This is a genomic window from Streptomyces novaecaesareae, assembly GCF_000716875.1.
GTDB lineage: Bacteria > Actinomycetota > Actinomycetes > Streptomycetales > Streptomycetaceae > Kitasatospora > Kitasatospora novaecaesareae.
The window spans coordinates 13,875-26,061 of the sequence record NZ_JNWQ01000023.1 but is presented as its reverse complement, the minus strand read 5'-3'; the positions used below and the strand labels follow the sequence as shown (position 1 = coordinate 26,061).

Below are 12,187 nucleotides of genomic sequence, written 5' to 3'. Positions count from 1 at the left end.
CAGGCATGGCGAGCGAGGCCACCAGCGTGCGGCACGAACCCCTCGACCCCTCGGGCGCGGGCGCCGCGATCGAGCGCTGGACGCTCACGGCCGGCCCGTACGAGGCGAGCGTGCTCACGCTGGGGGCGACCCTGCACACCTTGAGCGCGCCCGACCGGTCCGGGCGCGTCGAGCAACTGCTGCTGGCGACCGACGAGTTGGCCCAGATCCTCGGCCCGGCCCGGCACTACGGCACGGTGGTGGGCCGGTACGCCAACCGGATCGACCGCTCCTCCGTCACCATCGACGGCGCGGAGCACCAACTGGCCTCCACCGGCAGCGGCATGACGATCCACGGCGGACCGGACGGCTTCGCGCACCGGATGTGGGCGGCGGAGCCGGTCGAGGGCGGGGTGCGGCTGCGGCTGCACAGCCCGGACGGGGACCAGGGATTCCCCGGCGCGCTGGACGTCACCGTCACCTACACGCTGGACGCCGCCGGCGAGCTGGTGATCGACTACCGCGCCGTCACCGCCAAACCGACCGTCGTCAACCTGACCAACCACGCGTACGTCAACCTTGCGGGTGAAGGCAGCGGCGACGTCCTCGGCCACCTGCTCACCCTGGACGCCGACGAGTACACCCCGGCCGACGAGCGGCAGATCCCGTACGGGCGGACCGAGCCGGTGGCCGGCACGCCGTTCGACTTCACGGTGGCCGCGCCGATCGGCAAGTCGGTGCACGACCCGCACCCGCAGCTGGCCGGCCCTGGCGGCTACGACCACAACTGGGTGCTGCGCGCCCGCCCGGCGGACGGCAGCCCGGCGCGGGCGGCACTGCTGGAGGACCCGGTCAGCGGCCGCACCCTGGAGGTGCTGACCACCGAGCCGGGCATCCAGGTCTACACGGCGAACAAGTTCCAGGGCGCGGTCACCGGCGCGCGCGGCGTTCCGTACGGGCCGTTCGCCGGGATCGCGCTGGAGACCCAGCACTTCCCGGACTCCCCGCACCACCCGGCGTTCCCGAGCACGGTGCTGCGGCCGGGGGAGGAGTTCCGCTCGACGACCGTGCTGCGGCTGGGGACGAACCGGCCGGTCACGGCCTAGCGGGGCATAGCCGGGTGGGTCGTGGCCTCGCTGGTCATGGGCCGGCCGGTCACGGACGGAGGTCCCGGCGCATGCAGAGCCGGGGCCAGCGGTCCAGACCGTGCTCGGCCTCCCTGCGGCGGATCTCGCGCAGGCCGGGGGTGAGCTCGTCGACGGCCAGCGGGCGGAAGCCGCAGCGCTCGTAGTAGGGCGCGTTCCAGGGGACCTCGGCGAAGGTGGTGAGGGTGAGCGCGGGGGCGTCGGTGGTCTCGGCGAGGTGCTCGATCAGTGCCCGGCCGATGCCGTGGCGGGCGTGGTCGGGGTGGACGGAGACCTGCTCGATGTGCAGCGCGCCGTCCACCGGTTCGGCCAGCAGGTAGGCGGCGATCGCTCCGTCGGGGGCTTCGGCGACCAGTGCGACGCCCCGTTCCAGGTAGTGCGCCAGCTCCTCGGGGGCCCAGGGTTCGTCCTCGGCGATCTCCGGCATGCCGATCGCGGCGAAGGGTGCGCCGGCGGCCCGTTCCAGCTCGGTGAGCAGCGGAAGTTCGTCCCTGGTGGCGGCTCTGATTCGCATGTGTCCAGTCTGCTGCAGGCGGCTTTCGGCCACGCCGGGTGGTCTGTTCGGCTTCGCAATGGAGGGGTGAATCGGACGTACCCGGGCAATCGGTGCGGACGTCAACTACCGAGCGGCAACGTCCAGGACACGCGGATGTAACGATCCCCGTTTCTTGCAGAAACTTGCTGCAAGGACTTTCCGTCGATCTTTCCCCGCTGTTAACTTCCTTCCCGAGCCCGACGGCAGCAACGATGCGGTCGGCACGAGGCAGCCATTATGCGCCTGTCTCCGAACATCTCGGGCACCCCCACCCTCCCAAGGAGTTCTCATGCGGCGTGGCATCGCGGCCTCTGCCCTCGTTGTGGCCCTCGCGGTCTCGATGGCTGCCTGTGGCAGCAGCGGCTCCAGCTCGGACGGCAAGGCCGACGGGCCGGTCACCCTCACGTACTGGGACACGTCGAACGCCACCAACGAGGCGCCGAACTACCAGGAGCTCGTCAAGAAGTTCGAGGCCGCCAACCCGAACATCAAGGTCGACTTCGTCAACGTCCCGTTCGACCAGGCGCAGAACAAGCTGCAGACCGCCATGGGGGCCAAGGGCGCTCCGGACGTGTTCCGCTCCGAGGTCGGCTGGACCGCCGCCTTCGCCAAGGCCGGCTACCTGGAGCCGCTGGACGGCACCCCGGCCGCCGCCGACACCTCCGCCTTCCAGCCGAGCCTGATCCAGCAGGCCAAGTACGAGGGCAAGCTGTACGGCGTCCCGCTGGTGACCGACACCCTCGGCCTGCTCTACAACAAGGAGCTGTTCACCAAGGCCGGCATCACCGATGCCCCGAAGACCTGGGACGAGCTGAAGGCCGACGCCGCCGCCGTCAAGGACAAGGCCGGCGTGGACGGCTTCTGGCTGAAGGCCGCCGACGGGTACTACGCGATGCCTTTCCTGTTCGGCGAGGGCACCGACACCGTCGACGCCGCCGGCAAGAAGATCACCGTCACCTCGCCGGAGGCCGTCAAGGCCGTCGAGACCTACAAGACGATGTTCACCTCGCCCGGCACCGCCAAGGCTGACGTCACCACCGACGCCTACGCGCACATGATGGACGCCTTCAACAGCGGCAAGGTCGCGGCGATCATCCAGGGCCCCTGGGAGATCACCAACATCTACAAGGGCTCGGCCTTCGCCGACAAGAACAACCTCGGCATCGCCGCCGTCCCCGGCGGCTCCAGCGGCAAGGCCGGCGCCCCCACCGGTGGCCACAACATCTCCGTCTACGCCGGCGCCGACAAGGCCCACAAGGCCGCCGCCGAGAAGTTCGCCGCGTTCATGACCTCGGCCGAGAGCCAGGCGTTCATCGCGCAGAAGAACTCCACCCTGCCCACCCGCTCCGACGCCTTCACCGCCGACGTCAAGGCCGACCCGGGCATCGCCGGCTTCCAGAGCATCCTGAGCAGCGCCAAGCCGCGCCCCGAACTGCCCGAGTACAGCTCGCTGTTCTCCTCGCTCGGCACCAACCTGGGCAAGGCCACCCAGGGCACCGCCACCCAGGACGCGCTGAACACCGTCGCCACCGACTACGCCAAGCTCCTGCCGGGCTTCGCCAAGTAGTCCCCGGGCCCGGCCTGCCCCCCCGGCAGGCCGGGCCGTCGGCTCCGTCGGCCTCCGAGAACCCCCGAGAAGGTGCAAACGATGTCAGTCGCCGTGCAGGGCGCCACCGGCAAGGGCAGCCGGGAGCGCGAGCAGCGTCCGGGCCTGCTGGAACGCGTCAAGCGCTCCTACGCCAAGCACTGGTACGCCTACGCGATGATCGCCCCGGTCGTGCTGGTGCTCGGCGCGCTGGTGATCTACCCGCTCGTCGAGGGCATCTGGCTCACCCTCACCGACGCCAACAGCCTCAACGTCGCCCGCACGATCGGCGTCAACGAGATCCCGGCCAGCTACCGGTTCGTCGGCTTCCACAACTACGCCGACATCCTCTGGGGCCCCGGCTCGTACGACCGCTTCTGGTCGCACTTCGTCTGGACCATCGCCTGGACGGCCGTCTGCGTCTTCCTGCACTACACCCTCGGCCTCGGCCTCGCCCTGCTGCTCAACAAGAAGCTGCGCGGGCGCGCCGTCTACCGGATGCTGCTCATCCTGCCGTGGGCCGTACCCACCTTCGTCACCGTCTTCTCCTGGCGCCTGATGCTCGCCGACGGCGGCGTCGTCAACGGCATCCTCTCCGCCCTGCACCTGCCCGAGCCCGGCTGGCTGACCGACCCGTGGGCGCAGAAGGTGGCCGCGATCCTGGTGAACACCTGGGCCGGCGTGCCGTTCATGATGATCTCGCTGCTCGGTGGCCTGCAGTCGATCCCGGCCGAGCTGTACGAGGCCGCCGAGATGGACGGCGCCACCCCCTGGCAGCGCTTCCGGTACGTCACCATGCCCGGGCTACGCACCGTCTCCTCCACCGTCGTGCTGCTCGGCGTGATCTGGACGTTCAACCAGTTCAACGTCATCTACCTGCTGTTCGGCACCGGCGCGCCCGACGCCCAGCTCCTGGTCACCTGGGCCTACCGCCTCGGCTTCGGCCAGATCCCCCGGGACTACGCGCAGTCCGCCGCCTACGGCGTGATCCTGCTGTCCATCCTGATCGTCTTCACCGCCTTCTACCGGCGTTGGCTCGCCCGCAACGAGCAGGCCAACGGCTGAGGCCCCGGACCCAGTTGACCCACGAAGGCAGGTAACCCCGATGAGCACCACCACCGAACGCCCGGCCCCCGCGGCGAGCGCGGCCCCGACCGCCGGCCGGCCGGCCAAGGTCCGTCGACGCGGCGAGAGCAGCCCGCTGGCCCGGACGCTGTCCCACGGCACCCTGATCGTGGCCAGCCTGATCGCCCTGTTCCCGGTCGGGTGGATCCTCTTCGTCTCGCTCGGCCCGGACAAGTCCGACTACCTCCACCCCGGCCAGATCCTCGACAAGCTCACGCTGTCGAACTACCAGCACGTGCTGTCCGACACCGACTTCTTCACCTGGTTCGGCAACGCCCTGCTGGTCTCCGGCGTGACCACCGTCTTCGGCGTCCTGGTCGCCGCCACCACCGGCTACGCCGTGTCCCGGATGAAGTTCCCCGGGCACAAGCCGCTGATGTGGTCGCTGCTGGTCACCCAGATGTTCCCGATCGCGGTGCTGATCGTGCCGATGTACACGATGCTCTCCGAACTCGGCCTGCTGGACAGCTACACCGGCCTGATCCTGGTCTACTCGACCACCACCGTGCCGTACTGCGCCTGGCTGCTGAAGGGCTACTTCGACACCATCCCGGTGGAGATCGACGAGGCCGGCCGGGTCGACGGGCTCAGCCCGTTCGGCACCTTCTGGCGGCTGGTGCTGCCGCTCGCCCGCCCGGGCCTGGCGGTCGCCGCCTTCTACTCCTTCCTCACCTACTGGGCCGAGGTGCCGTTCGCCTCGACGTTCATGCTCAGCTCCGACAAGTACACGCTGGCCGTGGGCCTGCAGACCTTCGTCAGCGAGCACGACGCCCAGTGGAACCTGATGGCCGCGACCGCCGTGCTGATCGCGATCCCGTCCGCGGCCTTCTTCTACCTGGTGCAGCGCCACCTGGTCACCGGCCTGACCGCCGGTGCCTCCAAGTCGTGACGCCCGACGCGGAACACCTCGCGCGCAAGGCTCCCCGCAACTCCGATCCCCGAGGGATACCGTCCATGACCCAGAACCTGGCCGACACCTCCCGGCCTGTCGCCGACACCGCTCACGAGGCGAACGTCAGCGCGTCCAGAGGCTGGTGGCGGGACGCGGTCATCTACCAGGTGTATCCGCGCAGTTTCGCCGACTCCAACGGCGACGGCATGGGCGACCTGCCCGGCATCCGCAGCCGCCTGCCCTACCTGCGCGATCTCGGCGTGGACGCCGTCTGGCTCTCGCCGTTCTACGCCTCGCCGCAGGCGGACGCCGGCTACGACGTCGCCGACTACCGTGCCGTGGACCCGATGTTCGGCACCCTGCTGGACGCCGACGCCCTCATCCGGGACGCGCACCAGCTGGGGCTGCGGATCATCGTCGACCTCGTTCCCAACCACTCCTCGGACCAGCACGAGTGGTTCCAGCGCGCCCTGCGCGACGGCCCCGGCTCCCCGCTGCGCGACCGCTACCACTTCCGCCCCGGCAAGGGCGAGAAGGGCGAACTGCCGCCCAACGACTGGGAGTCCATCTTCGGCGGCCCGGCCTGGACCCGCACCGAGAACCCGGACGGCACCCCCGGCGACTGGTACCTGCACCTGTTCGCCCCCGAGCAGCCCGACTTCGACTGGGACAACCCGGCCGTCGCCGACGAGTTCCGCTCGATCCTGCGCTTCTGGCTCGACATGGGCGTGGACGGCTTCCGCATCGACGTCGCCCACGGCCTGGTCAAGGCCCCCGGCCTGCCCGACCTCGGCGGCTCCGACCAGCTCAAGCTGCTCGGCAACGACGTCATGCCCTTCTTCGACCAGGACGGCGTGCACGAGATCTACCGCAGCTGGCGCAAGATCCTCGACGAGTACCCGGGCCAGCGGATCGGCGTCGCCGAGGCCTGGACCCCGACCGTCCAGCGCACCGCCAACTACGTTCGCCCCGACGAGCTGCACCAGGCCTTCAACTTCCAGTACCTGGGCACCGATTGGGACGCGACGGCGCTGCGCGAGGTGATCGACGTCTCGCTCGACTCGATGCGCCCGGTCGACGCCCCCACCACCTGGGTGCTGTCCAACCACGACGTCACCCGGCACGCCACCCGCTTCGCCAACGAGCCGGGCCTCGGCACCCAGATCCGCACCGCCGGCGACCGCGAACTCGGCCTGCGCCGCGCCCGCGCGGCCACCCTGCTGATGCTCGCACTGCCCGGCTCCGCCTACGTCTACCAGGGCGAGGAACTCGGCCTGCCCGACGTCACCGACCTGCCGGACGAGGTGCGCCAGGACCCGTCGTTCTTCCGCCAGGCCGGACAGGACGGCTACCGCGACGGCTGCCGCGTCCCGATCCCGTGGTCCGGCACCGAAGCCCCGTACGGCTTCGGACCGGTGGCCGGCGGGCCGTCCTGGCTGCCGCAGCCGGCCGAGTGGGCCGAGCTGAGCGTCGAGGCGCAGACCGGCGACCCGTCCTCCACCCTGGAGCTGTACCGCAGCGCGCTGGCCGTCCGCCGGGCGCAGGCCGACCTCGGCGCCGGCACCGACGTCGAGTGGCTGGACGGCCCCGAGGGCACCCTGGTGTTCCGCCGCGGCTCCTTCGTCTGCACCGTGAACGCCACCGCGGAGCCGGTGCGGATCGCGGCCCCGGGCACGCTGCTGCTCGCCTCGGCCGACCTCGTGGTGGACGGCGGCGAGACGGTGCTCGCTCCGGACAGCACCGGCTGGTGGGCGGTCTGACGTGGTTGCAATAGGCTCTGGGACCGTGACTACGGCGCGACTATCAGACATCGCGGCGCAGGCGGGGGTCAGCGAAGCCACCGTCTCCCGCGTGCTCAACGGCAAGGCGAACGTCTCCGCCGCGACCCGGCAGACCGTCCTGGCGGCGCTCGACGTGCTCGGGTACGAGCGGCCGACCCGGCTGCGCCAGCGCAGTGCCGGGCTGATCGGGCTGATCACGCCGGAGTTGAGCAACCCGATCTTCCCCGCGCTGGCGCAGGTGATCGAGCAGGTGCTCAGCCGGCACGGCTACACCCCGGTGCTGTGCACCCAGACGCCGGGCGGGTCCACCGAGGACGAACTGGTGGAGATGCTGGTGGACCGGGGCGTGGCGGGCATCGTCTTCGTCTCCGGGCTGCACGCCGACACCACGGCCGACCACGACCGCTACGCGCGGCTGGCCGGGCGCGGGGTGCCGTTCGTACTGATCAACGGCTACAGCGACAAGATCGACGCGCCGTTCATCTCGCCGGACGACCGCGCCGCGATGTGGATGGCCGTCCAGCACCTGGCCGAACTCGGCCACGAGCGGATCGGGCTGGCCGTCGGGCAGCGCCGGTACGTGCCGGTGCTGCGCAAGATCGAGGGCTTCACGGCGGCGATGCGCGAGGTGCTCGGGCGTAGCCAGGAGGAGGCCGACGACCTCGTCCACCACACGCTGTTCAGCGTGGAGGGCGGGCACGCGGCGGCCGGCGTGCTGCTCGACAAGGGCTGCACGGCGATCGTCTGCGGGAGCGACATGATGGCGCTCGGGGCGATCCGGGCGGTGCGGCAGCGGGGCCTGTCGGTGCCGCAGGACGTCTCGGTGGTCGGCTTCGACGACTCGCCGCTGATCGCCTTCACCGAGCCGCCGTTGACCACGATCCGGCAGCCGGTCGAGGCGATGGCCACGGCGGCGGTGGACGCGCTGCTGGAGGAGGTCGGCGGGAACGCGGCCCAGCGCGGCGAGTTCATGTTCCAGCCGGAACTGGTGATGCGCGGGTCCACCGGGGCCTGCGCGCGCTGAGCGCCGGCGGTGCGGCCTGTCGAAGGCGGGCGTGCGGCCTGCTGACGGCAGGTGGTGGGTCGGCAGGGCCAAGGCCACGGCCAAGGGAAGGGCCCCGGAGGGCAGTTGCTCTCCGGGGCCCCTCGGCGTGCGCCGGTTCAGCCCTCCTGGGCGGTCGGGCGGCCGGGCGGTCGACGGTGAGGCGGTGGGCAGCAGCATGCCCGTTCGGGTCGGGTTTGACCACGGAGATAGGCCGGAACCCCCGGGGAGGAGCGACAGGCTCTCCCCGGGGGTGGTGGGCGGTCAGCGTTCGGGCGACGGATGACAGCTGACAGATGTTGAAATCTGTTATCTGTCAGCTGTCATCCGTCTGCTGTCATCCGTCGGCTGTGATGCGTCAGCCCTCAGCCCCCAGCCGTCCTCAGACCCGGCCGGCGAAGTCCGGCGCCCAGTTGGCGATGGTCTGCTCGCGGACGCCCGCGCTCGGGTTGGCGGCCTCGACGTACTTGCCGCCGCCGACGTAGATGGCGACGTGGTAGACGCCCGAGTCCTGGCCGTTGTTGGACCAGAACAGCAGGTCGCCCGGCTGCAGGCTGTCGAGCGAGACGTGGGTGCTGGCGGCGGCCTGGTCGGCGGCGACGCGCGGGACGGAGATGCCCGCGGCGCGCAGCGCGGCCTGGGTCAGGCCGGAGCAGTCCCAGCCGCCGTTGCCGGTGCCGCCGTAGACGTACGCCTGGCCGACCTTGGACTCGGCGAAGGACACCGCGGCGGCCATGCTGCCGGTGGCGGCCGGAGCCGGGGCGGGGGTCTGCGCCTGTGCGGCCGGCTTGGCGTTCACGGAACCGCCGTTCGCGGACTGACCGGACTTCTGCGAGCGGTTGAACCAGCTGAAGTCCGAACCGGACGTGGCCGAGGAGGACTGGTCGGCCGAGGCCGACGGCTGGGCCTGGCCGCGGTCGCCGAAGGACAGGTGCTGGCCCGGGTAGATGCTGTCCGGGCCGTCGGTCAGGGTGGCGCGGTTGAGCTCGTAGAGCCGCTGCCAGCCGCCCTGGACGTGGTTCTTGTCGGCGATCGAGGACAGCCAGTCGCCCTCGACCACGGTGTAGTCGCCGCTCTGGGCCTGCTGCTGGTGCTTCTGGGCCCAGTTGCCGGTGGCGGAGTCCGTGGCGGCCTTGGCGTCGTCCTGAGCGGGCGCGGCCGGCTTGGCGGGCTTCGCCGCGGGCTTGGCGGCCGGAGCGACCGGGGTGGCCGGAGCGACCGGGGTGGCCGGAGCGGCCGGGGTGGCCGGGGCGGCCGGGGTGGCCGGGGCGGCCGGCTTGGCGGCGGCCGAGGTGTCGACGGCGGCCGGGGTGCCGCCCTTGGTCAGGCCGGCCTGGATCGAGCAGACGGGCCAGGCGCCCGGGCCCTGCGAGGCGAGGACCTTCTCGGCGACGGCGATCTGCTGGTCCTTGGTGGCCTGGTTGGCCTGCGGGGCGTAGGCGGTGCCGCCGAAGGCGGCCCAGGTGCTGGAGGTGAACTGGAGGCCGCCGTAGAAGCCGTTGCCGGTGTTGATGGCCCAGTTGCCGCTGCTCTCGCACTGGGCGACCTTGTCCCAGGTGGCGACGGAGGCGGCGGAGGCGGTGCCGGAGACGAGGCACGGGATGGTGAGGCCGACGCCCGCGACGCCGATGGCGGCGATCACGCGGCGGGTGCGGCTGGACAGACGGGTGCCGTTGGTGGGAAGCATGAAGACGCGGTCCTCTCCCACGCCTGCGAGGTGAGCTGTCGGATTCGGGCTGGAGTTGCCCGGCCGCGCGTGCACGGCTTCACCCCTAGCCCTGGACCGTTCCGGAGAGCGGTCCGGGGCGACTTACCTGTGGGTCCCCCGCTCCTGCCGTGGTGCGTTTTCGCGCTACCAGACATCCGACGGCAGGACTCGGCGTTGCGGATGAACTGGGTCCGTGTGGTCACGAACGGGGAGCACGTTAAGCAGACTTAAGTTCAAACTGCAAACACCTGTGACGCTCATCACGGTTTAGTGAGAACTGCCAAAACAGCAGGCCTTCATGATCGGAAATGATCGTTTTTCGGCAATGTCGCTGCGGATGTGCACAACTGTCTCTGCCTCAGGAGAGACGTGACGGCGCGTAGAAGCGCGGAGCGGCGCATTTGTCGAACCGGGGGAGGGGGCGTGATTCGAGCGCTGAAAGGAGCGCAGAGCAATTACCTTCAAATAGCACCAGATCGGACATTCCTCTTCATTGCTTGCTTAACTCCCGTACGGCACAAGGGGAGCAAAAGGAAGGGCCCGGAACGGAAACCGTTCCGGGCCCTTCGTGCGCGCCGGCGGGCGCGCGGTGTCCACTACTGCTCGACGGAGTCCCGGGCGGCCGCGTGGGCGCCGCGAGCGCCCTCCACGGTGCCCTCGGCCTCGGCGGCTGCCGCGGCCTCCGCCTCGGCCCGTGCCAGGTCCTCCGGGGACGGCGCGGGCAGTGCGGCCAGATAGGTGGAGGCGATCAGCTGGCCGACGGCCGGGTACGAGCCCAGCGGCGCCGCCGACGGGCAGCCGGTCTCCTCGGCGGCCGTGGCGAGCAGCTCGGAGTCGGCCTCCGGCCCGATCACCAGCGGGGCCAGCGCGGGGCGCTGCGAGCCGGTCTCCTTCAGGTGGTCGACGGCCGCGGCCACCGAGCCGGGCACGTCGAGTGCGGCGGCCACGACCGGGACGGCCAGTCGGGCGGCCAGCAGCACGCCGGTGATGCCGGCCGCGGCGGCCGCGTCCTCGCCACCGGCGGTGGTCAGGACCACACCGTCCGCGGCGGTGGCGATGGCGAACAGCCGGGCGCGGTCGGCGCGGGCCAGCCCGGCCTCGGAGAGCCGCACGTGCACGGCCTCGGCGAGCAGCGGGTGCGGGCCCAGCGCATCGGTGACGGGCGCGCCGTACTCGGCGGCGAGCGCGTGGAGTTCGGGCAGGAAGTCGTGCGGACCGGGCACCAGCGGCACCAGGACGGGCATCGGCAGCCCGCCCTCGGCGGCTGCCGCCAGGAGTTCGGCAACGGTGCGGTCGTCGCCGTACTCGCCCTCGGCGGAGCCGCCGGGGAGGTAGCCGACCGTCGCCCGGATGCCGTTCTGCTCGCTGCGGACGATCGAAAGCAGCTCCTCGACGACCGAGCGGGACTCGGGCCCGGCGGTCGCGGGTACGGCGAGCACCAGGGCCGGGGCGTCGGCCGGGATCTCGGGGCGCTCGGGACGACGGTGGCGCCCCCGCGCACGGGAGCCTGGAGTGCGGACGGGCAGTGGCGCGCCCGGGATGGCTGCGGTGCTCATGCCGGAGATCGTAGGACATCTGCCCGTCAGGCCTGCAGTCGGCTGCCGTGCGGGTTTCGTGCGACGACGATGCGGACCCGGCGCGCTCCCCGTGCCGGTCCGGGCGGTTTGCCCACAATCCGGACATTCCTCGCCCAACCCCCGCAGGGGCGGGCGTCATTGCCTTGACGTGCCCCGTGGGGCCCGGCGTTGCGCCGGCGTCGCGTGAGATGTCTCACAGCCGCGGGGTCGTCTGACGCAGGGTCACGGCGGTGCGACTCCCGGCATTCGAAGATCAACATTCAGCGGGGGATCGCTCACGGCCGGTTATCCCGGACTCGACGATTCAGTCGGCTATGTCCGTTTACGTACCGTCAGGAAAAGGCCCCGTGAAGACTTCGGGGCTATGGGCGAAAAGCCTCCTGCACCTGCAACGTCCCGTGCTGATGCACGTGCACAGCAGCTATCATCGCGTCAAGTGAGGCGTTGTGCCGGGCCGGTACGGGGCCGGTCCGTTCGTTCGGCGGTGCCGGGGGCGCCGCGCTGGACGACAACTCCGGAGCTCTTCGGGAGATTTCTATGCACGACTCGCAGGACAAACACGGCTCGTACGACACCTACAACGGGATGGCCGCCGCCGATCTCCAGGGGGTGGTCTGGCAGAAGAGCCTGCACAGCAACTCCCAGGGCAACTGCGTCGAGTTCGCGGCCCTGCCGGGCGGCGATGTGGCGATGCGCAACTCGCGGTTCCCGGACGGTCCGGCGCTCATCTACACCCGGGCCGAGATCGCCGCCCTGCTGCTGGGGGCCAAGGACGGGGAGTTCGACCACCTGGCGGTCTGACCGACCGCCGTGCTTCA

Annotated in this window: 10 protein-coding genes and 1 riboswitch; of the genes, 7 read left to right on the top strand and 3 right to left on the bottom strand. The window is 71.0% G+C overall.

Annotation, left to right across the window (positions count from 1 at the left end):
* Positions 1 to 5 precede the first annotated feature (5 nt).
* Positions 6 to 1,085 (top strand): aldose epimerase family protein, encoded by a 1,080-nt coding sequence (locus OP86_RS11380; RefSeq protein WP_033331612.1) that lies wholly within the window; start codon positions 6 to 8, stop codon positions 1,083 to 1,085.
* A gap of 49 nt (positions 1,086 to 1,134) precedes the next feature.
* Here OP86_RS11380 and OP86_RS11375 read toward each other — a convergent pair whose 3' ends face one another.
* Positions 1,135 to 1,638, bottom strand: a complete 504-nt coding sequence (locus OP86_RS11375) for a GNAT family N-acetyltransferase (protein ID WP_030056557.1) — start codon at positions 1,636 to 1,638, stop codon at positions 1,135 to 1,137.
* Positions 1,639 to 1,948: 310 nt separating this feature from the next.
* Here OP86_RS11375 and OP86_RS11370 point away from each other — a divergent pair, with 310 nt between their 5' ends.
* From OP86_RS11370 to OP86_RS11350, 5 genes are all read left to right on the top strand, one after another.
* Positions 1,949 to 3,226 (top strand): extracellular solute-binding protein, encoded by a 1,278-nt coding sequence (locus OP86_RS11370; protein WP_030056558.1) that lies wholly within the window; start codon positions 1,949 to 1,951, stop codon positions 3,224 to 3,226.
* Positions 3,227 to 3,307: 81 nt separating this feature from the next.
* Entirely contained in the window at positions 3,308 to 4,309 is a 1,002-nt protein-coding gene (locus OP86_RS11365; protein WP_030258239.1) for a carbohydrate ABC transporter permease, read from the top strand.
* Positions 4,310 to 4,349: 40 nt separating this feature from the next.
* Positions 4,350 to 5,258 carry a sugar ABC transporter permease gene (locus OP86_RS11360; RefSeq protein ID WP_030258242.1) on the top strand — a complete coding sequence of 303 codons (909 nt, stop codon included), beginning with the start codon at positions 4,350 to 4,352 and terminating at the stop codon, positions 5,256 to 5,258.
* A gap of 65 nt (positions 5,259 to 5,323) precedes the next feature.
* Positions 5,324 to 7,021, top strand: coding sequence for a glycoside hydrolase family 13 protein (locus OP86_RS11355; protein WP_030258245.1), 1,698 nt, complete (start codon positions 5,324 to 5,326; stop codon positions 7,019 to 7,021).
* A gap of 25 nt (positions 7,022 to 7,046) precedes the next feature.
* Entirely contained in the window at positions 7,047 to 8,066 is a 1,020-nt protein-coding gene (locus tag OP86_RS11350) for a LacI family DNA-binding transcriptional regulator (RefSeq protein WP_209440339.1), read from the top strand.
* 400 nt (positions 8,067 to 8,466) lie between these two features.
* On the opposite strand, the gene OP86_RS38740 is transcribed toward OP86_RS11350, so the two are convergent.
* Positions 8,467 to 9,771 carry a transglycosylase family protein gene (locus OP86_RS38740; protein ID WP_063832347.1) on the bottom strand — a complete coding sequence of 435 codons (1,305 nt, stop codon included), beginning with the start codon at positions 9,769 to 9,771 and terminating at the stop codon, positions 8,467 to 8,469.
* A 7-nt stretch (positions 9,772 to 9,778) separates the two neighbouring features.
* A riboswitch (cyclic di-AMP (ydaO/yuaA leader) is annotated at positions 9,779 to 9,946 on the bottom strand.
* A gap of 442 nt (positions 9,947 to 10,388) precedes the next feature.
* Positions 10,389 to 11,348 carry a hypothetical protein gene (locus OP86_RS11340; RefSeq protein ID WP_234434972.1) on the bottom strand — a complete coding sequence of 320 codons (960 nt, stop codon included), beginning with the start codon at positions 11,346 to 11,348 and terminating at the stop codon, positions 10,389 to 10,391.
* A gap of 558 nt (positions 11,349 to 11,906) precedes the next feature.
* On the opposite strand from OP86_RS11340, the gene OP86_RS11335 reads away from it, so the two are divergent.
* Complete coding sequence (locus tag OP86_RS11335) at positions 11,907 to 12,170, top strand: DUF397 domain-containing protein (RefSeq protein ID WP_030056569.1); 264 nt, start codon at positions 11,907 to 11,909, stop codon at positions 12,168 to 12,170.
* Positions 12,171 to 12,187: the final 17 nt, after the last annotated feature.

Excerpts from the sequence above, each read along its gene's own strand:
- OP86_RS11380 (WP_033331612.1), top strand. The coding sequence starts at position 6 with ATGGCGAGCGAGGCCACCAGCGTGCGGCACGAACCCCTCGACCCCTCG.
- OP86_RS38740 (WP_063832347.1), bottom strand. The coding sequence starts at position 9,771 with ATGCTTCCCACCAACGGCACCCGTCTGTCCAGCCGCACCCGCCGCGTG.
- OP86_RS11360 (WP_030258242.1), top strand. The coding sequence starts at position 4,350 with ATGAGCACCACCACCGAACGCCCGGCCCCCGCGGCGAGCGCGGCCCCG.
- OP86_RS11370 (WP_030056558.1), top strand. The coding sequence starts at position 1,949 with ATGCGGCGTGGCATCGCGGCCTCTGCCCTCGTTGTGGCCCTCGCGGTC.
- OP86_RS11355 (WP_030258245.1), top strand. The coding sequence starts at position 5,324 with ATGACCCAGAACCTGGCCGACACCTCCCGGCCTGTCGCCGACACCGCT.
- OP86_RS11365 (WP_030258239.1), top strand. The coding sequence starts at position 3,308 with ATGTCAGTCGCCGTGCAGGGCGCCACCGGCAAGGGCAGCCGGGAGCGC.
- OP86_RS11335 (WP_030056569.1), top strand. The coding sequence starts at position 11,907 with ATGCACGACTCGCAGGACAAACACGGCTCGTACGACACCTACAACGGG.
- OP86_RS11375 (WP_030056557.1), bottom strand. The coding sequence starts at position 1,638 with ATGCGAATCAGAGCCGCCACCAGGGACGAACTTCCGCTGCTCACCGAG.
- OP86_RS11340 (WP_234434972.1), bottom strand. The coding sequence starts at position 11,348 with ATGAGCACCGCAGCCATCCCGGGCGCGCCACTGCCCGTCCGCACTCCA.